The organism is Hymenobacter pini (assembly GCF_020421205.1).
Taxonomy (GTDB): Bacteria; Bacteroidota; Bacteroidia; order Cytophagales; family Hymenobacteraceae; genus Hymenobacter; species Hymenobacter pini.
In genome coordinates this window covers 645728-669280 of record NZ_JAIZZH010000002.1, presented here as the reverse complement: position 1 = coordinate 669280, position 23553 = coordinate 645728, and the positions used below count along the sequence as shown (strand labels likewise).

The following is a 23553-nucleotide window of genomic DNA, read 5'->3' as shown; positions in this document are numbered from 1 at the left end:
CACAGAGCCGCCAATAAGGTGGCCTGGCGCGCAAAGGTACGCAGTTGCCGCCGGGAAGATATATGCCAATATCGGGGCCATACTCTGAATTAATACCGGGGCGCTATATACCAGAATAGCCATGCCAGCGTTATTGCCGCCGCGAAATTCCCGTACTTACTCCTATGGCTTTATCCCTGACTACCGTTACCGTGCCGCAACTGCGGCAGCGCCTGCATCTGCTGCTGCTTTTGGGAGCTTCCCTGGCGCTGAGCGTGGTGCTGATTGTGTTTCGGGTGTTTCTGGTGCACAAGATTACGTTTGTATTCCTGCTCTGGAACCTGTTTCTGGCTCTTATTCCGTTTGGGTTGAGCACCATGCTGGGTTTATCGGCCGGGCGGCTCAAGGCACGCGTGCTGCTGCCGGTGGGGGCGGTGTGGCTGCTGTTCTTCCCGAATGCGCCCTACATCCTCACCGACCTCTTTCACCTAGAGCCCCGCACCGGTGTGCCCTACTGGTACGATTTGGCCTTGATTCTGAGCTGCGCCTGGAACGGGCTGATGCTGGGCTACGCTTCCCTGATAGATATGCAGCACTTGGTGGCCCGCCGGCTGGGTTGGCTGGCCGGTTGGGCATTTGCCACGGTGGCCCTGCTGCTCAGCAGCTTCGGCGTGTACCTGGGCCGCTACCTGCGCTTCAACAGCTGGGATATCCTTACTAACCCGGCTAGCCTGTTTTACGATATTGTTACCCGCCTGCTGCACCCCGCCAGCCACCGCGGCACCTGGGGCGTCACCATTCTGTACGGCGTGTTTTTGCTGCTGGGTTATGCCACCGTGCGCCTGCTGGGCCGGATGGAGGAAAACCAGGAGTTAGGGTAAGCGAGGCCATAATACATCATCCGGAGCCAAGAATTGGGCTTGACTTATGCGTACTCCAACCGCCCAGGCCCAACTGACTAGCCGCTCATATAACCACTCAGCAGCATTGGCCGAATAAGGAGGCACCTAGTACCTTGCCGCCGCTATGCTCCACCTCACTCCCGACCAAAATCAGCCGACCATGAGCTGGTCCCGCCTGCTAAGCCGCCGCCGCTACCCCGAGCAACCCCAGCTGCACGTAGTAACGGATGCGCCGCCCGTGCGCGGGGCCTTTGTGCAGGATTACGACCGGGTGGTGTTCAGCTCCTCGTTTCGGCGGCTACAGCGCAAAACCCAGATTATGCCGCTGCCCGAAACCGATTTCGTGCACACCCGCCTCACGCATTCCTTGGAAACGGCCTGCGTGGGCCGCTCACTGGGGCGGTTGGGCGGGCGGCTGCTGTTGGAAGAGTCGGAGAGCTTAGCCAAGGAGCTGCCCCACCTTGATGCCGACTTCGGCGACATTGTGGCCGCCGCTTGTCTGGCCCACGATATTGGTAACCCGCCCTTTGGGCACGCCGGCGAAGACGCCATTTCGGCCTATTTCCGCTCGGCGGCGGCCGAGCCGTTTGTGCGCATGCTCACGCCAGCCCAGCGCGCCGATTTGCAGCAGTTTGAGGGCAACGCCGCCGGGTTTCGGCTGCTCACGCACACCTACGCGGCCCACAGCAGCGGCTCGGCGGGGCTGGGTCTCACCTATGCCACGCTGGGGGCGTTCAGCAAGTATCCGCGCCCGTCCTTGGTAGCGGAGTCGGGGCGGGGTATTGGGATTAGCGAGAAGAAATTTGGCTATTTCCAGACGGAGGCCCCGCGCTTTCAGGAAGTAGCGCGGGAGCTAGGGCTGCTACACAAGGCGGAGAGTGAGGAGGAAAGTGGGGCGTATTACCGTCATCCGTTGGCCTTTTTGGTGGAAGCGGCCGACGACCTGTGCTACCGCATCATTGATTTTGAGGATGGCCTCAAGCTGGGCCTTATTCCCTCAGGCGAAGGCCTGGCGCTGCTCCGGGAGTTGCTCAGCGACGCGCCCGGCCGCCAAGCTTCGGTGGAGTGGCGCGACTGGCGCGAGGAGTTGGGTTACCTGCGGGCCCGCCTGATCAACCGGCTGGTACAGCAAACCGCCCGCCTGTTCGCCGACCGGGCCCCTCAACTGCTGCTGGGACGCTACGATGAGCCGTTAGTACAACAGCTGGAAAGTTGGCCGCAACTAGCTGAAATGAACCGGCTGACGTCGGAGTATCTCTACCAGAGCCGGCCCGTGCTGGAAACGGAGGCGGCTGGCTTTGAGGTGCTGGCGGGCCTGCTGGATGCCTTTCTGCACGCTACTTTCGACCCGCAGGGCAGCGCCAATTCGCGGAAGCTGCAACAGTTACTGCCTGCACAATTTCGGGCTGCCGGACCGCAGCAGGAGGCCACTGCCTACGAGCAGATTATTCTGCTAACGGACTATATCGGAGGTCTCACGGATCAGAACGCGCTGAGCCTGTTCCGCTCGGTGCGGGGTATTGAGCTGCCAGCCAGCCGCTAGCCGCTACTGTAGCAAAAACGACGACGTATCAGCTAGCTGCCGGCGGAGCTGTTGCTGGTATTCCCGCAGCAGACGGGCCTGTTGCTCCTGCTGTTCCTTTTTCTTGAATAGCCGCACTTTGTAGCGGGTGCCCGGTGCCCGGGTCAGGTTCACAAACACCAGCCCCCGGCTGGCCCGGCGGCTGGCCTCACCGCTCTGGATGCGGGCAATGCGCTTTTGGTTGTTGCCCAGCAATGCCTGCAAAGGGCTCAGGCCCACGTACAGGTTAGCGCGCCCATCGAGGTAGTATTCACCGCTCACCTGCATGTCGGTCAGGTTGCTGCTCAGGTTCAGGCCCGGTATCAGCAGGCGGCCCCGGTCCAGCATAAACCGGGGTTGCACGGGCTCAAAGTACAGATGCCCGGTGCGTCGGGGACTCAGTATGCGCAGGGCCTGCATCAGGGCCTCCACATCCACCAACTCCAGCTCGTGCAGGTCGGTGCGGAGCAGGGCTTGGGTTTGGTCAAGCTCGGGCAGAAAAGTAGGACCTAGGGCCGTTTTCATTTCCACTTCCGCCTGCATGGTTCCCCTGATGTTGTCGGGTCCCAGAACGTCAAACCCCAGCTGCTGAGCCAGGGCAAACACCTCCGGCAGCTGCACCTGCTGCACCTGTAGCTGAGCGTGCAACGGGTGGTAGGTAGCGCCGGAGTCGGTGCGCAATACCCCGCGTAGCTCTACGTGCCCGCCAAATGCATCGAGGGAGCAACGTTCCACTTTGGCTTGACCACCAGTGAGGTAGCTAAGCAGTTCAAGTTTGTGCCCTCTGAGGGCCCCGTACCGCATGTTGGCAGCCGTTACGTGCACGCGGCCGGTGATGGTGCCATCCAGAAACGGCGACACTTGCCCGGCTTCCCGACGGGCTGCCCGGGCCGCAGCTTTTCTGTTGGATTCGGGTGCTGGCATCGTGCTCAAGGCTGCCAGTAGCTGCAACAGGCTTTGCACGTTCAGGTCCTGGTACTGCAAATCAAGCTGGCCGGTGGCTCGCTCCAGCCGGGAGCGGTTCAGGCGGGCTTCGGCGCTGATGCGGCCCTGCCCACCCATGCCAGTCTGGAACGTGAAAGCCGGAATCTGAAAGCGGGTAGCCGTTTTTTTTAGTTGCAGCCGGAGCTTGGTCAGCTCATCATTTGCCGGCAGCACCAACCGGTCAATGGTGACGGTAGCTTCGCCGTTGGCGGCCAGTAGTACGTCCCGCAAGGTAGGGTTGGGTTGTCGGCGGGGCGTAGTACGAGGTGTTGGCCGGGTAATGCGCCGCAATAGCAACTGGTAGCTGAGCACCGGGAAATGCGCGGATAGTTGTGCTGTGACGGGTTGCAGGTTCAGCGTATCGGTAAGCCAGCTGACTCCACCCCGCAACTGGCCTCCCCACAGTCGGGCTTGCAGGTTGCGGAGCTCCACGTGGCGACCATCGTGTAGCACAGTAGCGGCTAACTGCTGTAATGTGTCAGTAGCTATAACCAAGCGGCCACAGCGCAATTGCACCTGCAGCCGCAGGCCCGGCGGTAGCACGTTCAGCACCCGGCTGGCCAAGGCCTGGTTGCGGGTGTAGCCTCGCCGCACAGGGCGCGCTGCCGGGCGGCGCGAAGTACCCGGAGCCGCCAACAGCCGTTGTAGCTCGGGTAGCCGCAATTCATCCACCGCAAATGTGCCTGCCACCGAAGTAGTGGGGTGTTGGCCGCTGAAGTAGGCCAGCAGATAGTGCGTGGTGGCATTGGCCTGCACTCGCATGCCGTTGAGGCGGCCGGTCAGGTTTTCAAGGCGCCATTCACTGTCCAGCATCCGCACGCGCACGTTGAGCCCGGTCATGCGCGCGCGGCGGCTCGGAATATCAAAGGCGGCCTGCTCCAGCTGCACGGTTCCCCGGGCCGAAATAGGGGGGAGGATGGTATCGGCCACCGCACTGCGGCGCGCAGCCCGGTCCGGGATATTAGGGATGGTGCCGTTTAAACGTAGATCAATGGCGGCCCGCCCACCCCGGGCCTGCCACAGCGTGGGCACCACCACCGACGCCAGGGTTTGCAGCTCAGTACGGCCTCGTAGCCGGCCTAACAGATGTGGATGGGTAAAGTCGCGCACGGTAATGGCGGCGTCCAGCTGGCCCGCATCGGAATATAGGCGGCATTGCTCAAACCGCAGATACGTGGTGCGCGAGTCGTGCTCCGGGCCGTTGTCGAACACCCCACGGGCATCCCAGCGTTTGATGCGCCGGCTGGAATCGGCCCACTGCAGTTGGGCGTTGCGCATGGCAAACTGCAGCACCGTGCGGGGCCGGGTGGTGGGCCCGCTCAACCCCCGGATGGAATAATGAATATGCGCATGGCTGGGGCTGCGGGCCCCGCGCAGGTACCGCTCCAGGCCCGGTGGCAAGGCCGTGTGCAGAATCTCTAGCAACGGCTGGTTACCCTCGAATGTGAGGTTGAGGTGCGTACCGCGGGGCTCCCCGGGGCTGGCCGCGCGGTGCGTGCCGCCAATCTGCACCGTGTCGCCGTTGAGGGTAGCTAATGTGCGCCGGAAAGTGCCCTGCCGCTGCCGGAAATCATACTGGTAGCGGATGCGCGCTACAATGGGCTCCTGCTCGAACAGGTTGCCGCGGCTGCTGCGCAAGTATTCGAGTTGGCCCTGCAGCCGCCCCCGCACCTGGGCCCGGCCGCTGCGGGTGCGCACAATCAGGCGGCCTTGCTGCACGTGGGTCGAAAAGCCGCTGTGGTGCAGGTCGTTGCGGTCAGTTACGCGCACGTTCAGCAGCACCAGCGAGTCAAGGTCGAAATCGGGAGGGGCGGAGGGGCGGCGCTTGCGCGGGCCTTTGCCGCGCAGGCCCCAGTCACGTCCCAGCGAGTCGGTCAGTTGCCGGAACTCCGCGTCGCGCAGGGTCAGGTGCCGCACCCGAAACTCTCCCCGCCATATCTGGCGCAGCTCCAACCGGATATCGGCCCGGCCCACGCGCAGCACGGGCACACTCCTACGGAAAGACGTGTCCGTAAGGGCCAGATTTTCTACGGAAGCCGTGAGATGCGGAAAGTCCCGCCACAGCGAAAAATCAATGTCCATCGGGCCCAGCACCAAATCGGACTGCTGGGCCACCCGCTCCCGAATAATACGCTCCAGCTGCTGCCGCCCCCAGTGGGTACCCAGTAACCATATGCCCGCCACTACCGCCAGCAGAAGCCCCAGTACCCCCAGGGCAAGCACACGGCGAAAAGTAGCAAATTTCATGAGGCAGGCAGGACGGTAGCAGGGTTGCCGGATTCTACGCAAATAACAGCACGGCGGCCAAGCCGCAGGGTACTAGGCATAGGCTACCTATTGTTAAAGCTCGCTGGAATAGATCATTTGAGGAAAGCTCAACGCTAGAATTATTATTTATACTAATTCTAAATAATTATACTTGCAGCAATTCACCCTGTCTGTAGTTCTATGGCTCAGTTTTTTCACCACAATGAATACGGCTACTGCGCCCGGTGCCCCCGCACGCAGCATTTGCACGTGTGCTTTGGCAATCTGGCCCTGGCCGCCACCACCGATGAGTTTCAGGAGTTCCGGCAGTATGTAAACGCCACTTGGCAGCATCACTGCCTGACTACCCCCGACCCCGAAGCCCGCAACATTGCTCTGCGCACCCCAGTTGCGCGGATGGCCTTGGTGTTCTCACTGACGGAGCTGACGTTGCTGCGCGATATTCTGGAAAACACCGCTCTGCTGCTGGAAGTGGAAATGCTGCTGCAATAAGGTCCAAGAGGTTTGGCAACCACGTATCGGGCTGAGGCATAAAACAACGTGCCCGCGCTGTACATGACAGCGCGGGCACATCAAGACAGATGGGCTAACCGACATTAATAGTCCGTTCGGCCTTCCTTCTGCTCCCAAGCCCGGAAGCCAGCAATAGCCTCGTCGCGCAGTAGCTCTACCATTGGGATATGGCGCTCGGCCAAGGGCAGGTCCAACTCTTCGTAGATAAACTGGTCGTCGAAGCCAATTGCGGCGGCATCCTGCTTGGTGTTGCCGTAAAACACCCGCTGCGGCCGGGCCCAGTAGATGGCCCCTAGGCACATCGGGCAGGGCTCACAGCTGGTATACAGGTCGCAGCCTTCCAGCTGAAACGTACCCAGCGTAGCGCAGGCCTTCCGGATGGCATCTACCTCGGCGTGGCAAGTTGGGTCGTTGGTGCTGGTTACCTGATTGAAACCCCGGGCAATGATTTGGCCATCTTTTACGATGACTGCGCCGAAGGGTCCGCCGTAGCCGGCCTGCATTTTTTCAATTGACAGGCGAATGGCTTCGCGCATAAATTCAGGGTTAGGAGTATCCATGGGGAAGAACTGAATGAAACAGCAAAAAAGGCCTTGCCGGCCCATAAACTGCGCAAAATACAGCTTTTGTCGTGCTTTTAAGAGTGTTGAACGTGCAAGCGGCGCAAATACCTGACATCTTTTTTTGCAACCGGATGCAACCCTTCACCCACTTGCGTGACTCTATATTGTGTAGACACTATAGAGGCGTTCTTTCTGAGATGCTCGGCATGTTTGGTTCACTTTGGCCCAATACTTGCTCAGAGGTAATCTGAAAGAATAGTTTTTTAGGTGTTTTGGTTGTGGAAAAGGGGCGGTCCAGTGGGCCGCCTTTTTTTATTGCCAGTTCTCCGACTTATACTTCGTGGCTATGCGCTTATATCTCCAGTTAGCCTATTGGGTAAGCCTGCTACTGCTATGTGGCTGCTACGAAAAACGGGCCTCCTCCCCGGTTGCTCAACAGGTACCAGGGTACGTGCGCACACTGAAACAACACGCCACTGCACGTTATAACCAGCGCATCGGGTTCTATCTTGACCTGAGGCGTCCATCAGGGCAGCCTCGTTTTTTTGTGCTGGATTTGCGTCGCAAGCAGGTACTGGCGGCGGGACTGTGTTGCAGTGGCCGTACCGATGCACAGGGCCGGGTACGCTACTCCAACACGCCCGACTCCAACTGCAGTTCCCATGGGCTGGCGCAGGTGTCGTATGCCTACACGGGCAAATTCGGGCGGGCGTACAAGCTGGTTGGGCTGCAGAAAACCAATAGCCGAATATTCGAGCGGTTTATCGTATTGCACTCCCATGACTGCGTGCCGGCTCAGCCGCAACGCCGCGCCATTTGCCGCAGCCAGGGCTGTCCCACGGTGAATCCGGCGTTTTTGCGAGTGCTCAGCACCTACATCGACCACAGCCACAAGCCTATTTTGCTGTATACCAACTAGCGGATCCAGGCAGATTCAGATTACCACGCGCAACTCGTACTCTTCAGTAGCGGCTTTCGACGGGGTTCCAATCCGAAACGCCCCAATGCGGCTGGGGCCGTAGCCCAGGTTGATTTTCACCCATTCGTCGCGCACGGGAAGTTGCTGGATGATGTGCTGACGTAAGCGGGTGAGGTCGTCGCGCAGGTTTTGCAGATTCTGCTGGGTTTCTTCCAGGTGCTGCGGGTAGCTGCCGGTAGCCGGGCGCTGTTCAAAGCCTTCAGTTGAGGGGTCCGGAGCCTGGGTGAACATGGTGGCGGCTATTTCCGCCTGAGCCAGCTCTTTTTCCGTTTTCAAATACGTCTGCACAACTTCTTCAAGCGGCAGCAGAGCGGGGTCAAGGTAATCGAGGTTGCTGGCCATACGGACAGAAATTTAAGGAACGGGGGAGATGCTGGGCCAAACGCAAAACCGGCCCGGAAGGATACGCTACTGCGCGGTAGCCTGCGCTTTGGGCTTGTTGCGCTGGCACTTCTCCCCACAATATTTCACTTCGTCCCAGCAGTTGCGCCACTTCTTGCGGTACTCAAACGGCCGCCCGCACGTGAGGCAGATTTTGGTAGGCAGGTTGCCTTTAACAAGTCGGGAAACAGGTTTCATACGCCATAGAGGAGCTTGCTATCTTTTACCCGTTCTGCTGACCCGGGGTTGTGTTGGGCCGCTGGCTACCGCCGCTCGCCGTATCTTTGCGGCATGTCAACATCTGTTTCTGCCGCCCCCGATGCCCTGGGCCAAGCCCTGCTGGCTTACCAGCGCGGCCATTTAAGTGCCACTCTGGCCGTGCACAGCTCCGTAGCCGATGAGGAAGTGCTGCCCGCGTCGTACTTCTTCCGTTCGCTGTGGGAAATGCCGGAGCTAGAGCGCACCGCTCTGGAAGAATGCCGGGGCCGGGTGCTAGATTTGGGCGCCGGTGCCGGCTGCCACGCCCTGGAGCTGCAGCAGCGGGGTTTCAGCGTGAAGGCCGTGGATATTTCGCCGGGGGCCGTGGAGGTGATGCAGGAGCGCGGCGTGAAGGAGGTAGCCTGCCACGATATTTTCGATGCGGCGCTGGCCCAGGGCGAAAAGTTTGATACGTTGCTCATGCTCATGAACGGCATCGGGCTGGCTGGTACACTGGCCGGCCTGGAGCGGTTTCTGGAACACGCTAAAGCCCTGCTGGCCCCTGGCGGACAAATTCTGGCTACTTCCTCCGATATCAGCTACCTGTACGAAGACGAGGACGGGGCTCTGGTGTTCGACCTGAACGGCCCCTACTACGGGGAGGTTGAGTACACCATGCAGTACGCTCACCAGACCGGCGCCGCTTTTCACTGGATTTTTGCCGACCCCACGCTGCTGCAGGACTACGCGGAGGCTGCTGGCTACGCCGTGGAATTCCTGGAGGAAGACGACCAGCAACAATACCTGGTGCGCCTCACGCTGCCCTAAACCAAACCTGCCACCGTTGCCGCGGTTATGGGTGCTCATTCTTCCTTTTGTATGTCCGCTTTCGAAAGAACCTACACCGTACGTTGGGCCGATATGGACCCTAACGGCCACATGCGCCACTCCGCCTACGCCGATTACGCCGCCCAGCACCGCATCGAGTACCTCTCAGGACACGGCTTTACCCTACCATTCTTTGCCAAGACTGGGCTGGGGCCCATCTTGTTCCGCGAGGATACCCGCTTCCTGAAAGAGCTGCATATCAACGAGCAACTGCGCGTTACCGGTGAGCTGTCGGGTCTGAGCGAGGATGGCTCCCGCTGGAACATCATCCACACCCTGTACAAGCCCGATGGCCGCCCCGCCGCCACAGTGGCCGTGGAAGGTGCCTGGCTGGATTTGCGCGCCCGAAAGCTCACCGTACCGCCCGCCGAAATTGCCGCCCTGATGCGCGAGTTGCCTCGCCACGCTTCTTACCAAGATATTGTGCGTGAGCCGAAGGCCTGAACGTCCTTTTAGTACATAAAAATGCCCGTTGCACTTAGTCGTGCAACGGGCATTTTTATTGAAAAACTATCCGGTTACTTAACGGCCAGCGCAATGCGTTCCACCTGTTTTTGGTGGTGCAGCACGTGGTCAATCATGAAATCCAGGGTTTGGTAAATAGTGAGCATGCCGGAGCGCGGGTGCTTGAAGATGGACCGGTTGAGCAGGTTGCTGGGAAACTCATTGAGCAGGCGCTCCAACCGCCGGCGCACTGCTGCCCATTCGGCCTGCAGTTCGGGTAGCGGCGGAATTTCGGTGGGTGTCATCCTCTCCAAGTAGGAAGGTGCCTTGAAACGCGTGAACGGCAGCCGCAGCAACACCCGCAGCAGCCGGGACTTTAGAAACGCCCCAATGCCGGATTTCTCCAAGGATTCGGCCTGCAGCAGCTTCTTTTCCATGTATTGGCCAATACCAGTCTCCGATATCACCAAGTGCTGCACCACCTGCACCGCCGACCATTGCCCCGGACCCGGCGACTGGGTAGCCCGCGGCCCCAGGGCCGCTACGGTATCCAGCAGGTGGGTAGTGGCCAACTCAAGCTGCTCAAAACGAAGATGCAACCGGTGATTCATGTGCAGAGGGGGAAGTAGGAGAAATACGGTTGAGCAAAAGGTACGCAAAATCACCTGCCAAGATCAGGCCAGTCGTGCTGGCTGGGCACATTTTATTGCAGTGCAGTGCCGCAACAAACGCACACCGGCCCCGCTCCTGTGCAGGAACGGGGCCGGTTATGGGATGAAAGCCGCTGGCGCTTACTTGTTCACGTACAGCACTTCCTTCACGGCCTTCACGGTGCGCTCTACGTTGGGCAGCGAGGCCTCAATGAGGGTAGGCGCGTAGGGTAGGGGCACGTCCTGGCAGGTAATGCGCAGCACGGGAGCATCGAGGTAGTCGAAGGCGCGGCGCTGCACCATGTACGACAGCTCCGAGCTGATGCTGGCCAAGGGCCAGGCTTCTTCTACTACCACCATGCGGTTGGTTTTCTTCACCGATTCAACCAGCGTATCGTAATCGATGGGGCGTACGGAGCGCAGGTCGATTACCTCGGCGTTGATGCCTTCCTTGGCCAGCTCGTCGGCGGCAGCTAGGGCTACCTTCATCATTTTACCGAAGCTCACGATGGTTACTGACTCGCCTTGGCGCACCACGTTGGCTTTGCCAATCGGAATCAGGTATTCTTCCTCGGGCACCTCGCCTTTGTCGCCGTACATCAGCTCCGACTCCATGAAAATCACCGGGTCGGCGTCGCGGATAGCGGATTTCAGCAGGCCTTTGGCGTCGTAGGGGTTCGAAGGAACCACTACTTTCAGGCCGGGCGTGTTGGCGTACCAGTTCTCAAAGTTCTGGGAGTGCTGCGAGGAGAGCATACCGGCGTTGCCGGTAGGGCCGCGGAACACGATGGGGCAGCTGTACTGCCCGCCTGACATGGAGTAGATTTTGGCGGCCGAGTTAATCACCTGGTCGATGGCCACCAACGAGAAGTTGAAGGTCATGAACTCGATGATGGGCAACAGGCCGTTAATGGCCGCACCCACGCCGATACCGGCAAAGCCCAGCTCGGCAATGGGCGTGTCAATCACGCGCTCCGGGCCGAATTCGTCGAGCATGCCCTGGCTCACTTTGTAGGCACCGTTATACTCGGCTACTTCTTCGCCCATCAGAAACACGCGCGGGTCGCGGCGCATTTCTTCAGACATGGCTTCACGCAGGGCTTCCCGGAATTGGATGGTCCGCATAATCACAGAGGAAATTCAAAAAGTCAACTCAGAAACAAAAAGCCGGCGCAAGTCCGGCCCGTAAAGCTACAACGACTAGCCGGGACGGGCAAGCCAGCAGCAACTACCCGGATAAAATGAAAAAGCTATTTGTTCAGTTAGGCTTTCATTTTGCTCAGATGGGGCTGGATAAGTCATTGTTCATTGGGCAATGATATGGTCGGAAACCATATCATTGCCCAATGAATGTGTCAGTCAAAAAAGCTTACGTCGGATTTTTGCTCTTGCTTTTTTTGTGTAGCAATTGCACTCAGGACCGACAACGTGTTCCTGAACATAGAGAGGAGTCGTTTATTCCCTATACTATTGAGCTAGCCACAATCCTGATTCCCTCGTCTTGGCAAAAGAAAGACTATGAACCAAATTCAGAGAGTGCAGAGGAACCATACGTCTTTATAGGTCCCTACCACCAAAAGGACAGTCTTCTTGGGGATGCAATTCTGGTCACCATCAAGAGAAAAGAAGGGAAGCCTAATCTTAAGCGCTTACAGGACAGCTTCGTCGAAAACATGGAAGTACATGGGCAAAACAAAGTGAAGATGCTCTCCTTCCAAGACTCCGTTTTTGCGGATGGTGGGCTTGTTCTCGTCGATTATGATAATACGATTGTAGCACAAAACCTTAACCAAATATGCACCTATGGGGGCTTCTACAGGAAAGGGGTATTTGTCTCAATTATAAGTATGGCGCGAAGAGGTTCGACTCAGGAGAATTTAGAGAAGCGTAGGCTGTTTCGAAAAGTGATTCATTCACTAAAATGGATTACTAATTAAGCTCCTGCGGTAGAAGAGCAGTAGTATTCAAACGCACATGTGTGAATAGTAAAGGCAGGCAGTGGAAACTCTTGCTACCGCAGCGACTCCATAAACTGCTTACCCTTGGCGAAGTCCCGGAACTCCAGGTCTTCCACGGCGCGGTTGGCGAAGGTACGGTCCAGCTGCACGGCGCGGCGCAGGTGCATGGCCATGGCGGGCTCGTTCTGCTGGCGGGCGGCTACTACGGCCAGGCAATAGTAGAGCAGTGGGTCCTGAGGGCGCAAGCCGATGGCCAACGCATAAATATCGGCCGCGCCTTGGTAGTTGCCCTTCAGCACGTAGATGAGGGCCCGGTTCATGATGTTCTGGTAGGTTTTGGAGCTGTAGCTCAGGCTGCGCAGGGCATCATCCAGCTGGCCCACCTCAATTTCCAGGGCCGCCTTATCGGCAAACACCTTGCTGAGCACGGCTCGGGGGCCACCTAGCTTGATGGCGTAGTCGTAATTCTGCAGGGCCTCCAGCTTGTCGCCGGCGCGGTGGTAGGCGCTGCCCACGCGGTAGAACAGCTCGGCGGTGGGGTTGCGGTGGGCGGCCAGCGTGAAGTTCACGGCGGCCCGGCGCAGGTAGGCCTTCTGCACCTTAGGGTTCACCTCTTTTTCGGAGCGCAGCAGCAGCACCACGGCCAGGTTATGGTAGGCCTGCCAGAGGCCGGTGGTGGCCACGGCCGTTTCGTAGATGCGCTGCTTTTCGGCCAGCAGGGGCGTGAGGTTGGCCGAGTAGCGCAGCTCCTCGGGCGTTAGAGCGTCGGCCTCGGTCTGCTTCTCCACAATCTTTTTGGAGAGCAGGTAAATTTCCGAGTCGTAGCGCTTGGGGGCCGAGTAGCGCACGGCCACCGTGCCGAAGCGCATCACCGGGTAAATGTATTGGTCGAGGTAGTCGTAGAAGCTTAGGCGGCGCAGGCCGGCTTCCTTCTGGGCATAGGTGCCGGGCGTATCGTTGATGAGCAGCACCACCGAGTCAATCTGGGCCGGTTTCAGGGCCGACTGCTGCACTTTGTTCAGGAACAGGTCCCAGCGGCGGTGGTAGGCCTCGGTTTCGAAGTCAATCTGGCTGACCTTGTTCAGGTAGGAGTCAGTATCGACGCGGTTTTTGTAGTACTTCAGCAAGGCCTGCACGCGCTTATCGGCCAGGCGCGGGTCGTGGCGGTCCAGGGAGTCGGGCGAGTGGCCGGCCACAATCATCACCTTCTCGGTGTGCTGGTTGGCTTCGATGAAATCTTCCAGCGCCGCCACGTTGGTGCCCAGGTAGTTGCGGATTTCAGCCTTGCCGGCATCAAAGAAGAAGGGCAGCACCCGGGTGCCGCTCATGTTGTTGTCGGCCGTTTCGGGCAGCAGGGTAATGGCTGTATCCTGGCGCACCACTAGGCGGCTGGTGGTTACGATGCCGCGGGCTACTACTAGCTCTTTCCCCTTCACGCTCTTGCCGTTGAGCTTGGTTTCGCGGGCATCGGGCAGGGCTACCAGCTCGCCGGGGCTTTTCTGCGGGGCGTAAGGGAAGGAAAACTGCTTCCGGATAACCAACTGGTCCTTTTTCTGCTCATCGTAGGTGTACTCGCCCGAGATGAACGTGAGGCGGCCCACGGTGTCCTGGCGCAGGCCGTTCTGGTAGCGGTAGCTCAGCCCCAGGTTGTAGGCCGCGCCCTTGCGCAGGTGACTGGCGGGCACCTTGGCCGTTACCTCAAACAGCACGTTTTCGCCGTTGCTTTCCAGCACGGTGGGCTGCACCGTCAGCGCCTGCCCGGCCTGGGCCTGCTTCAGTACGCTGGCCAGCGGCGAGCAGCCCGACAAGTAAGTGACGGTTCCGGCTAGGGCAATTCCGGAAAAGTAGCGGGAAGCAGAAATGGGCATGAGCAACAGGCGAGCGAGACGCTAAATTCAGACAACAAACGGAAAAACCTTCGCAACCGACGTATCTTGTTGCGGCTTTGGTACGTAAGTGCTTGACTACCGCCACCAATTATCGTATTTTGGATCAGGTTAGCCACTCCCGGCAGCTGAATACTCAGATGGTATGAAACGACTAACCGACTTTATCGAAAAGCAGAGCTTCGGCGTGTGTGAAGCCATTGGCAAACGGGTTGGCTTCTCTTCCGGCAGCGTGCGCCTCTCGTTTGTGTACGCCTCCTTCTTCACCTTTGGCTCGCCCATTGTGCTGTACTTCGCCCTGGCGTTCTGGATGAATGCGCGCCGAGCCCTGCGCCAGCAGCGCCGCACTGTGTGGGATTTGTAGTAGCACATGCTTTAGCTTGTGCCAGGCCTGCTTCCCGGAAGCAGGCTTTTTTGTGCCCGTTGCCTCACCCCCCGGCCCCCTCTCCGGGAGAGAGGGGGAGCCACGGCGGCGCAGTCCTGAATCCTTCGGCTCCCCCTTTCTCCGGGAGAAGAGAGTAAGGTGGTTATGTCAACTCCCGGGCGTCCAACTCCGAGAATTTCCGCTGGCTGCGCCCGAAATACGCCCACACAATGCTGCCCTGGTACACGCCCGGCCGCTCCCGGCTGCGCAGCTTCTGGGGCTGGGCCTGCCGGCGCTGCCGCCAGTAGGCGCGGCGGAAAAAGAAGTCGGCGTGGGCCCGGAATACGGCCCGGTAATCGGCGCGCTGGTTTTGCAGGAACAGGCGCACGGCGGCCACCCAATCCAGCACCACCCGCACCGTGAGCACCCAGGGCAACTCGGCGGGGTGGGTATTCTTGTACACCAGAGCCAGGCCGTTGTGAAAGTTGAGGTAGGTTTTGCGCGGGTTGGATTTGTGCAGCGTGCCGCCGCCCACGTGAAACACCGTGCAGCCGCCGTGGTACCACACCTGCCAGCCGGCATTCTGCAGCCGCCAGCACAGGTCAATTTCCTCCATGTGGGCAAAAAAGGCTGATTCCAGTCCGCCCAGCGCATGCCAGGCTTCGGCCCGCACCAGCATACACGCACCGGTAGCCCAGGCAATGGGGCGCGGGTCGTCGTACTGGCCGTGGTCGGTTTCGAGGGTATCGAAGAGGCGGCCGCGGCAGAAGGGGTAGCCCAACCGGTCGAGGTAGCCCCCAGCGGCCCCGGCATACTCAAATTGCTGCTGCTCGGCTATAGTGGAGCCGAACTGCCGGATTTTGGGCTGGCAAGCCGCAATGCATGGGTTGCTTTCCAGCAGCTCCCGCTGAGGACGCAGCCAGCCGGATGTCACCTCCACATCGGAGTTCAGCAGCACGTAGTACCGGAACCCGAATACATCTGTCCAATCCCGACCACGTTCAGTTGGCGTTCTAACGCGTTGAGGCTTCGTAGCTGCCGGCCCTTCCCACCGTACATCATCCAGAGCCGCGTTATAGCCTTTGCAAAAGCCGAGGTTATACGCTAACTGAATGATGCGTACCGCCGGAAACTGCTGCTGCACCAGGGCCACCGAGTCGTCGGTGGAGGCGTTGTCGGCCACGAATACGGTGGCCCCGTCGGAATGAGCCAGTACGCCGGGCAGGAACTGCTGCAAAAAGGCGCGGCCGTTCCAGTTCAGGATTACCACCGCCACATCGGCGCAGGAGCCAGCAGCGGGGTTAGAGACCAAAACCGCCGAGGTCGAGGCCGGGAATGTTGGGAAGGAGGCCCGAGGTTTTGCTCTTGATTTCTTCCTTGGCCTTCTCGCCGGCTTCCTCCATCACCTTGTTCACGGCGGCCACCACCAGATCGGCCAGCATGTCCCGGTCCTGGGGCTGCAGCAGGCTTTCGTCGATTTCCAGCTTTAGCAGGCGGCGCTGGCCGTTGGCCGTGGCGCGCACCAGCCCGCCGCCCGACTCGGCGGTGGTGGTAATGTATTGGAGTTGGTCCTGGGCCTGCTTCATTTTCTCCTGAAGCTCTTTCATTTTGCCCATCATGCCCATGATATCAAACATCGGAATGCAGTAGTTAGGGTGGTAAAGATGGCGCAAGCTACAAGCTTCAGGCCACAAGCCGGATGCTGCCATTTTGGACGCCGTACAGAGGCCGGATGGGTCTGTTGCGCATTGGTGGCAGATTTGGAGCTATGCCTGATACGCTGACGCGCTACCGGATAATGGTAATGGAGCCGCTCTGGACGGTGCGTTTGCCGGATTGGTCAACGGCTTCAAAACGCCACGCGTAGGCCCCCGGCACTGGCGGGGCGCTGCCAATGCGGCCGTCCCAGGTTTGGGCGCGGTTGGTGGCCTGAAACACCTGCTGGCCGTTGCGGTCAATAATGGTAAAGCGGAAATTATCGAGGAACCGGCCCTTCAGCTCCAGTACATCGTTCAGGCCATCCCCATTGGGGGTAAAGGCTGTAGGTACGAACAGCTTGACCTGCCGGGACACTGAGGCTACGTTGGAGTAGCTGGCTGCCGTCAGCCCGCCGCCGGTAGCCTCTACCCGGTAGCGTACCACCTGCTGATCCTGGGGCGGCTGCAGATCGAGGTAGGTGAGGCCGGTGGCGACGGAGACGCTGCGCAGCACGGCGTTGGTGGGCGAAAGGGTCAGCACCCGGTAGCTGACGGGCGTAGTGGCATCGAGGCCGCGCAGGGCCGTCCAGGTCAGCCGGATGGTGGTGCCTTCATCGTTGGCGGCGCGGGCTTCCAGCAGCACCGGGCACACGGGGGCACTGTCGGCGGAGCGGTTGCCACAAGCATCCTGAAAGCGCACGGCGTAGCACAGCGGGTCAGCCAGACTAGGCGTCAGCAGCGAGTCGCGCAGGGTGCGTGCAGATGTCGTGCGTAATTCCTCGCCGTTGCGCAGATACGTGAGTTGGCCGCCACTGGGGCTGCGGGCCAGCGTGGCCGTCAGCTCCACTTGGTTGCGCAGGTTGAAGGTGGCCTGCAGCCGTGGGGCCGCCGGGGCCGCGCCGGAACTAGTGGTAATGGCTACTTCATCGGAGGTGGAAGTAGTGGTGCCCATCGTTTGCGTGAGACGGTACCGGTACACGCTGCCGCAGGTAACGGCCGTATCGGTGTACTGAGTAGTGCCGGCGGGTACGGGCAGGGTGAGGGTAGCGCCGGCCGCATCGGTGCGGGTGAGGGTATAGCCGCCGGTGCCGCCGGAGGTCCAGCTGAGCTGGTTGCGGCCGTTTTGGGTGGTGCCTGTCAGCGCCACCGAGCAAAGTACAAACGACGAGGAGCTGACCACTGCCGGTTGGCACTTATCCTCCAACAGCAGCCGGTAGCAGCCGGGCAAAGGCGCATTGTTGAGCGTGAAGCTGGTTAAGTTACTAGGCACCGCCGCCACCGTGCGGTAGCCGCCCGGCGCGGCGGCATCAGTCACCTGCAGGCTGTACTGGTACTCGGGTTGCAGGGCCCCAAACTGGAGCTGCACCGTGCTGCCCTGCACGGCCAGGTTGCGCAGTGCGGGCCGCTGGGGTGGGGGCAGGGGCGTGAAGCTGCGGGTAGCCGCCCCGGTGCAAATGCCCGTCTGGGTATAGCGCCCAATGACCGTTACCGAAGTCGGGCCGTTGGTGGCCGGGTACGTAACGGCAACATTGCGTGGGGCTGGCTGTGGGGCATCATTGCCCACCTGCACGAAATACTGGTCGTAAGTAGCATCCGTCACGGTTACCTGCACGAAGCCAGGCGTGCAGGTAGTTACCGTAAAGGTGGGCTGGGGAGTGCTCTTGACCTCGAAATTGCGGGAGAAGATAATGCCCTGGCTGCCGCCCTGTGGGCCTTGGGTATTCTGGGTAATCACCAGCACGCCCGGCGCCGTGGGCGTGAAGGTGGTGGTGGTATCGGTGAAGCCGGAGCACACAATGGTGCTGGCTTGGCGGTAGTAAATCTGGGCGGGATTGAGGTTTTTGCCACTACAGTCGCGCAGGCGCACGGCGCGGCCCACGCACAGATAGAAGGGCAATTCCTGACCAGTAGCGGCATCATAGGTCTTAAAGCACGCCCCCGAGTTGGGCGTGGGCACGCACCCCTGGGCCCACCCGGTGGTGGCCAGGCCAAGCAGCAATACTACCAGCAACAACAGTCGGTTCATCCGGCCCATAAACGAAGCACCCGCCCGATTGCGTGTCCGGGCGGGGCTAAAGTAACGAAATGAGGCGTTGGGGTACGCTATAACCCGAAACTGTAGTCCCGCACAAATGCCGCGGCGGCGTGCAAATCGGGGTAGAGCACCCGGTCCTGGTTCACAAAGGGCACCTTCTCTCGGAAAGCAGTCAGCAGGGCTTCCAACGGCTCGGAGGTGCGGGCGGGGCGGCGGAATTCCAAAGCCTGGGCCGCGTTCAGCAGCTCAATGCCCAGCAGCTGCTCCACGTTCTGCACCACCCGCAGGGCTTTGGTAGCGGCGTTGGCCCCCATGCTCACGTGGTCTTCCTGACCGTTGCTGCTCACCACGCTATCCACTGAGGCGGGAGTGCACAGCTGCTTGTTCTGGCTGACAATACCGGCGGCGGTGTACTGCGGAATCATGAGGCCCGAGTTCAGGCCCGGCTCGGCCACCAGGAAGGGCGGCAGGCCCCGCTGCCCGCCGATGAGCTGGGTAGTACGCTGCTGGGAGATACTGCCCAGCTCGGCCGTGGCAATGGCCAGCATATCCAGGGCCAATGCCAACGGCTGCCCGTGGAAGTTGCCCCCGCTCAGAATGGCGTCATCATCGGGGAAGATATTGGGGTTGTCCGTCACGGCGTTGCACTCGGTTTCCACTACCTGCTGCACGTACGCCAGGGCATCGTGGGAAGCGCCGTGCACCTGGGGCATGCACCGGAACGAGTAGGGGTCCTGCACGGCTACTTTGGGCTGGGCCTGTAGCTCCGAGCCCGCCAGCAGTTCCCGAATGCGCCCGGCCACGGCCAGCTGGCCCGCATGAGGCCGGATGCGGTGCAAACGCTCATCAAACGGCTCATTGCGCCCATCAAATGCCTCCAACGACAGGGTTCCGATGTAGTCGGCGGCGCGCAGCAAGTGCTGGGCCCGCAGCAGCCCATGCACGGCGTAGGACAGCATAAACTGGGTGCCATTAAGCAGAGCCAAGCCTTCCTTGGCTTCCAGGGTGAGGGGCTGCCAGCTGAACAAACTCATGGCATCGGCGGCGGCCAGGCGGTAGCCTTCGTAGTGCACCTCGCCCAAGCCCAGCAAGGGTAGGCACAGGTGGGCCAGCGGCGCCAGGTCGCCGCTGGCCCCCAGGGAGCCTTGCTGGTACACCACCGGCAGCATGCCTCGGTTGTAGAAATCAAGCAGGCGCTGCACGGTGCTCACCTGCACGCCGCTGTGGCCGTAGCTCAGGCTTTGGGCTTTGAGTAGCAGCATCAGCCGCACCAGCTCGGCCGGCACTTCCTCGCCCGTGCCGCAGGCGTGCGACATCATCAGGTTCTGCTGGAGCTGCTGGCGCTGGCTGGCTGGAATGGCTTTGTCGCAGAGGGAGCCAAAGCCGGTGTTGATGCCGTAGATAACCGCCTCGGGGGTGCGCTCCAGCCGGTCGTGCAGGTAGTGGTAGCAGGCGTCCACCTGCTGGCGGGCCTCATCGGAAAGCTGCACGGGGCGGCGGTGGCGCAGTACATCGGCCAGCGTGGCCAGGGTGAGCGGGTGGGAGGGAGTAAGCTGAAACGGGCTGGACATGAAGCAGAACGAGGCGGCGGTGGGTGCGAAGCCGACTTTGGGGCCCCAAGTTAGCAGTTCAAATCGGGTGGATGGCAGGGCGCCGGTAGCATGCGCGCGGTAGCGGGCCAGTAGATTTCCCTGGGTAATCCCGAAAATAAGGGGCCGAGAAATTGCCGAATGAACCAGTGCTGCACGGGTAACTGCCTGGCTTGTTGCGAGAAGCCGCAAAAACCGCACCCGGTGTCTGCACACGTTGCCGTGAACGATGCCGGCAACGTGTGCGCATTTTTATCGGCCGCGGCCGGAACCGAACGGGAAGCCGAACAATAGCTTTATCCCCGACTAGTCAAGCGCTTACATCTTTTCCACAACCCACCAACTCCCACATGAAAACACTTGCAAAGCTGGCTTTGCTGGCGTTGGCTACGGCCGCGTGCAGCAAGCAGCAGGACCCCTCCCTGCCTACTACCCCCTCGGCCACGGCCCAGTCGGCCAATGTGAACACCACGGTTACCTCCGAAGCGGCGTTGCGTACGGCCATCAGCAACGCCCGGCCCGGCGACATTATCACCATCAGCGGCACCATCCGGCTTACCAGCACCCTGCAGCTGCTGAATAGCGGCACCAGCAGCGCCAAAATCAACTTCACCGGCGGCACGCTGGATTGCTCCGGCATCAGCTCGGGCTGGGGCGTGAAGGTGAACGGCAGCTACTGGAACATCACCAATATGGTCATCAAAAACGCCCCCGACTGCGGACTGGTGTTTCAGCAGGGCGGCTACAACTACGTATACAAGGTAACCACCACGGCCAACAAAGACTCGGGCCTGCAGGTGTACAACGGCGCCCACGATAACCTCATCAGCTACTGCACTTCTACCGAGAACTACGACACGGCCAACGGGGGCGAAAACGCCGATGGTTTCGCCTGTAAGCTCTCGGCGGGCCGCAACAACAAGTTCGACAACTGCACGGCTAACCACAACTCCGATGACGGCTGGGACCTGTACGGCCAGCCCTACACCGTAACCATCACCAACTGCATGGCCACCAACAACGGTTTCGGGGGCAACGGCGACGGCAACGGCTTCAAGCTGGGCAGCGCCGGCCAAACCATTGCCCACACCGTTACGGGCTGCACCAGCAGCTACAACAAAGCCAGCGGCTACGATGGCAACGGCAACACCGGCCATATTACCACCACGGGCAGCGGAGGCACCGGCAACGGCAAAACCCTGTTCTACCGAATTTACTAGCGTGGCTTAACAGCCAACAAATAGGCCGGCAGCGTAAGCTTCCGGCCCATTTGTTGGCTTGAGCAGATAATCGACGTTACTTCAAACCCCACTAGACAACAGCTCCAAACCGGTGAGTCAGGGCATGTTGTACGCCGGGCAGCTACCAATCAACAAGGGCGGTGCGCAGGATGTCCGGCGCAACCAGCGGACTGGCGCTGGAGGCAAATGCAGCCGAATCAAACTCTGCGTCAGTGAAGGCAACGTTTTTGAGGAACGCCGGAAAGTACGCAACGAGGTGCCGGACTACGCCGGGCAGGCCAGCCCAATGGCGCGCAGTCTGCCCTGAGCAACATGCTGCTGCAAACCTCACATATGTTTGTTTTGCGCTATTGCATGATGCTATGAACGTAGACTTGGATGTACTGGAGCGCTGGTTAATTGGGTGGAGTATGTCGCGGGGCTTGCCGCTGCCTCAACCTTATCAGGGCGGATTGATGGTAAAAGTTGGCTGGCCCGAGCAGGTGCGACGCTATGTATTCACGGATGCTGGGCAAGCCCTGAAGGCCTGCGCCGCCGGCATCCGGGAGCCGTTTGTGCACCTGAAGGCCACGGTTGAGCCGGCGCAGCTGCGGCGCGCTCTGTCCGCCGTCTGGCAGCTGGAAAGTCCCCGCTACTTGATGTCTTGCTCTGGGGCTATGGCCGGCCCCAACTGCTTACTCACCGGATACCGCGCGCAGCTAACCGCCGAATTGGGAGCCACGGTACTCAGCGTACTGGATGAAACCGGCCAAACGGCAGCAACCGGGCGGATTGTGCTGCACCAGGGAACGGCGGTTTTCGACCGAGTTAAAACCCTGGAAGCGCATCGGCGCAAAGGGCTGGCCACCTACTTAATGCGCGGCCTCGACGCCCTGGCCGTGGAAGCCGGCGTGAAAGAGCGTTTGCTGGTGGCAACGGAGGACGGCCGCGCGCTGTATCTGAGCCTGGGCTGGCAGGTTGTTGCGCCCTATTCCACGGCCATATCACTCCGCTAGCTTGGGATAACTCCGTACTTGCCTCTCCGGCATGGAAGCAGCTATGACGTTAAGCCTTTATTGGCTCCGAGCAGATAGTTCCGGATGTCAACTGGTGCTGCGGGCAGCACCAGTTGACGAGTGCCGCACCACTGCTAGAACCTTGCGCCAAGTGGAAAAAACTACTCGGTGGCCTGCATCATACGGGCGCGGTGGGCCAGCCCCCAATCTGCCAGGCTATCGGTCAGGGCTGTGAGCGAGCGGCCGGTGTCGGAAATGCTGTAGGTGACGGTCAGGGGTTTGCTCAGGGCCACGTGGCGCACAATCAGCCCATTAGTTTCCAGATCCTGCAGCTCGCGGCTCAGCACCTTGCCGGAGATGCCTGTTACGTCCCGCAGCAGGGCCGAATAGCGCATCGGCTGGTGGCATAGGCGGGCAATAATGGCGAGCTTCCACTTGCCGCTCAGGATGTCGAGCGTGTCATCGATAGCGCGCATGCGCCGGGCACAGGCACTGCTGAAGGACGGGTTTGCCGAAGTTTTCTCCATGAGGATAGTGGTTACCTGTACGTCACCAAAGGGCCGCGCATGTCACGGTTACTTTTTGTCACAAAGGTACACTTTGCCAGTGCAGGGCTCTACCTTTGCCCCGGATATTTTCTTTCCAACCCTGTTGAACATGCCCTTACTTGAGGATCTGACGTGGCGCTACGCCACCAAAAAAATGAGCGGAGCGCGCGTCCCCGCCGACAAATTGGCCTACATTCTGGAAGCGGCCCGGCTGGCCCCTTCCTCCTCCGGGTTGCAGCCCTACAAAATCCTGGTTATCTCCGACCCCGCACTGCTGGCGAAAGTACGAGAAGTCGCCTTCAACCAGAGCCAGATTACGGACTGCTCCCACCTGCTGGTGTTTGCGGCCTGGGATGGCTACAGTGAAGAGCGCATTTCGCGCGTCTTCAACTACACTATGGACCAGCGGGGCCTGCCGTACCAGACCATGGCGGAGTACAAGCAGAACCTGCTGGCTATGTACGAGCCGCTGGGTACCGAGTGGCAGGCCCATCACGCGGCCAAGCAAAGCTATATTGCCTTTGCCATGGCCATTACGGCAGCGGCGGAACAGCGGGTGGACGCGACGCCCATCGAAGGCTTCAACGCCGACCAGCTGGATACCCTGCTGCAGCTGAAGGGTAGCGGCTACCGCAGCACGGTACTGTTGCCGCTCGGGTACCGGCAGGAGGCAGAGGACTGGCTGGTGAACATGAAAAAGGTGCGTACCCCAATGGAGGAGTTTGTTAGTGAGTTGACGCTGGCCGACGTAGCTACCGCCAAGGATCAGCCTCAAACCAGTACGCCGGCCCTGGCAAACCAGTCGGAGTAATAGCGCCGACCGAAAGTGCAAGTGCCCCGTAATCAACTGCCCAGCTTCGCTGGCCGGCAGTCGATTACGGGGCACAGGTGTGTTTAGGGAGAGGATACCCCCAGCGTGGCAGTTAAGGC

Annotated in this window: 23 protein-coding genes; 11 read left to right on the top strand and 12 right to left on the bottom strand. The window is 60.2% G+C overall.

From position 1 onward, the window contains the following. Positions 1 to 164 precede the first annotated feature (164 nt). Positions 165 to 860, top strand: coding sequence for a DUF1361 domain-containing protein (locus LF252_RS09440; protein WP_226269333.1), 696 nt, complete (start codon positions 165 to 167; stop codon positions 858 to 860). Positions 861 to 1005: 145 nt separating this feature from the next. Then, positions 1006 to 2424, top strand: a complete 1419-nt coding sequence (dgt, locus tag LF252_RS09435; protein ID WP_226269332.1) for a dGTP triphosphohydrolase — start codon at positions 1006 to 1008, stop codon at positions 2422 to 2424. A gap of 3 nt (positions 2425 to 2427) precedes the next feature. On the opposite strand, the gene LF252_RS09430 is transcribed toward dgt, so the two are convergent. Further along, a complete protein-coding gene (locus LF252_RS09430) occupies positions 2428 to 5673 on the bottom strand; it encodes an AsmA-like C-terminal region-containing protein (RefSeq protein ID WP_226269331.1) in 3246 nt (1081 codons plus the stop codon). A gap of 201 nt (positions 5674 to 5874) precedes the next feature. Between LF252_RS09430 and LF252_RS09425 the strand changes: the two genes are divergently transcribed. Next, positions 5875 to 6186: a DUF6686 family protein gene (locus LF252_RS09425; protein WP_226269330.1), complete on the top strand. Its 312-nt coding sequence runs from the start codon at positions 5875 to 5877 to the stop codon at positions 6184 to 6186. Between the two features lie 104 nt (positions 6187 to 6290). Here the strand turns inward: LF252_RS09425 and LF252_RS09420 are convergent, their stop codons facing one another. After that, the gene (locus LF252_RS09420; RefSeq protein ID WP_226269329.1) at positions 6291 to 6767 is read right to left on the bottom strand and encodes a nucleoside deaminase; all 477 of its coding nucleotides are present in this window, start codon (positions 6765 to 6767) and stop codon (positions 6291 to 6293) included. 349 nt (positions 6768 to 7116) lie between these two features. Here LF252_RS09420 and LF252_RS09415 point away from each other — a divergent pair, with 349 nt between their 5' ends. Further along, a complete protein-coding gene (locus LF252_RS09415) occupies positions 7117 to 7689 on the top strand; it encodes a murein L,D-transpeptidase catalytic domain-containing protein (RefSeq protein WP_226269328.1) in 573 nt (190 codons plus the stop codon). Between the two features lie 15 nt (positions 7690 to 7704). Here the strand turns inward: LF252_RS09415 and LF252_RS09410 are convergent, their stop codons facing one another. Both LF252_RS09410 and LF252_RS09405 read right to left on the bottom strand, forming a co-directional pair. Next, positions 7705 to 8091 carry a hypothetical protein gene (locus LF252_RS09410; RefSeq protein ID WP_226269327.1) on the bottom strand — a complete coding sequence of 129 codons (387 nt, stop codon included), beginning with the start codon at positions 8089 to 8091 and terminating at the stop codon, positions 7705 to 7707. 66 nt (positions 8092 to 8157) lie between these two features. After that, the gene (locus LF252_RS09405; RefSeq protein WP_226269326.1) at positions 8158 to 8328 is read right to left on the bottom strand and encodes a DUF2256 domain-containing protein; all 171 of its coding nucleotides are present in this window, start codon (positions 8326 to 8328) and stop codon (positions 8158 to 8160) included. 93 nt (positions 8329 to 8421) lie between these two features. Between LF252_RS09405 and LF252_RS09400 the strand changes: the two genes are divergently transcribed. Both LF252_RS09400 and LF252_RS09395 read left to right on the top strand, forming a co-directional pair. Beyond that, on the top strand, positions 8422 to 9156 hold the full coding sequence (locus LF252_RS09400; RefSeq protein ID WP_226269325.1) for a class I SAM-dependent methyltransferase: 735 nt from the start codon (positions 8422 to 8424) through the stop codon (positions 9154 to 9156). Positions 9157 to 9207: 51 nt separating this feature from the next. Next, the gene (locus LF252_RS09395; RefSeq protein WP_226269324.1) at positions 9208 to 9660 is read left to right on the top strand and encodes an acyl-CoA thioesterase; all 453 of its coding nucleotides are present in this window, start codon (positions 9208 to 9210) and stop codon (positions 9658 to 9660) included. Positions 9661 to 9734: 74 nt separating this feature from the next. Here the strand turns inward: LF252_RS09395 and LF252_RS09390 are convergent, their stop codons facing one another. After that, positions 9735 to 10271 (bottom strand): DinB family protein, encoded by a 537-nt coding sequence (locus tag LF252_RS09390; RefSeq protein ID WP_226269323.1) that lies wholly within the window; start codon positions 10269 to 10271, stop codon positions 9735 to 9737. Between the two features lie 180 nt (positions 10272 to 10451). Continuing rightward, on the bottom strand, positions 10452 to 11435 hold the full coding sequence (locus tag LF252_RS09385) for a pyruvate dehydrogenase complex E1 component subunit beta (RefSeq protein WP_226269322.1): 984 nt from the start codon (positions 11433 to 11435) through the stop codon (positions 10452 to 10454). 221 nt (positions 11436 to 11656) lie between these two features. Here LF252_RS09385 and LF252_RS09380 point away from each other — a divergent pair, with 221 nt between their 5' ends. Then, positions 11657 to 12247, top strand: a complete 591-nt coding sequence (locus LF252_RS09380) for a hypothetical protein (RefSeq protein WP_226269321.1) — start codon at positions 11657 to 11659, stop codon at positions 12245 to 12247. A gap of 74 nt (positions 12248 to 12321) precedes the next feature. On the opposite strand, the gene LF252_RS09375 is transcribed toward LF252_RS09380, so the two are convergent. Continuing rightward, entirely contained in the window at positions 12322 to 14136 is a 1815-nt protein-coding gene (locus tag LF252_RS09375; RefSeq protein ID WP_226269320.1) for a tetratricopeptide repeat protein, read from the bottom strand. 163 nt (positions 14137 to 14299) lie between these two features. Here LF252_RS09375 and LF252_RS09370 point away from each other — a divergent pair, with 163 nt between their 5' ends. Continuing rightward, positions 14300 to 14518 carry a PspC domain-containing protein gene (locus LF252_RS09370; RefSeq protein ID WP_226269319.1) on the top strand — a complete coding sequence of 73 codons (219 nt, stop codon included), beginning with the start codon at positions 14300 to 14302 and terminating at the stop codon, positions 14516 to 14518. 163 nt (positions 14519 to 14681) lie between these two features. Here LF252_RS09370 and LF252_RS09365 read toward each other — a convergent pair whose 3' ends face one another. The 4 genes from LF252_RS09365 to hutH all read right to left on the bottom strand — a co-directional run bounded on the left by LF252_RS09365 (position 14682) and on the right by hutH (position 19821). Continuing rightward, on the bottom strand, positions 14682 to 15830 hold the full coding sequence (locus LF252_RS09365; RefSeq protein WP_226269318.1) for a glycosyltransferase family 2 protein: 1149 nt from the start codon (positions 15828 to 15830) through the stop codon (positions 14682 to 14684). Further along, positions 15820 to 16155 (bottom strand): YbaB/EbfC family nucleoid-associated protein, encoded by a 336-nt coding sequence (locus tag LF252_RS09360; RefSeq protein WP_226269317.1) that lies wholly within the window; start codon positions 16153 to 16155, stop codon positions 15820 to 15822. The genes LF252_RS09365 and LF252_RS09360 overlap by 11 nt, the downstream gene beginning before the upstream one ends. A gap of 151 nt (positions 16156 to 16306) precedes the next feature. Beyond that, positions 16307 to 18241 (bottom strand): T9SS type B sorting domain-containing protein, encoded by a 1935-nt coding sequence (locus tag LF252_RS09355; protein ID WP_226269316.1) that lies wholly within the window; start codon positions 18239 to 18241, stop codon positions 16307 to 16309. Between the two features lie 77 nt (positions 18242 to 18318). Further along, positions 18319 to 19821: a histidine ammonia-lyase gene (hutH, locus tag LF252_RS09350; RefSeq protein WP_226269315.1), complete on the bottom strand. Its 1503-nt coding sequence runs from the start codon at positions 19819 to 19821 to the stop codon at positions 18319 to 18321. Positions 19822 to 20189: 368 nt separating this feature from the next. Between hutH and LF252_RS09345 the strand changes: the two genes are divergently transcribed. Both LF252_RS09345 and LF252_RS09340 read left to right on the top strand, forming a co-directional pair. Then, entirely contained in the window at positions 20190 to 21059 is an 870-nt protein-coding gene (locus LF252_RS09345) for a right-handed parallel beta-helix repeat-containing protein (RefSeq protein WP_226269314.1), read from the top strand. A 383-nt stretch (positions 21060 to 21442) separates the two neighbouring features. Further along, positions 21443 to 22075 (top strand): GNAT family N-acetyltransferase, encoded by a 633-nt coding sequence (locus LF252_RS09340; protein WP_226269313.1) that lies wholly within the window; start codon positions 21443 to 21445, stop codon positions 22073 to 22075. Between the two features lie 161 nt (positions 22076 to 22236). Here LF252_RS09340 and LF252_RS09335 read toward each other — a convergent pair whose 3' ends face one another. Continuing rightward, positions 22237 to 22602, bottom strand: a complete 366-nt coding sequence (locus LF252_RS09335; RefSeq protein ID WP_226269312.1) for a winged helix-turn-helix transcriptional regulator — start codon at positions 22600 to 22602, stop codon at positions 22237 to 22239. Between the two features lie 130 nt (positions 22603 to 22732). Here LF252_RS09335 and LF252_RS09330 point away from each other — a divergent pair, with 130 nt between their 5' ends. Beyond that, entirely contained in the window at positions 22733 to 23434 is a 702-nt protein-coding gene (locus tag LF252_RS09330) for a nitroreductase family protein (RefSeq protein ID WP_226269311.1), read from the top strand. The last annotated feature ends 119 nt before the right edge of the window (positions 23435 to 23553 follow it).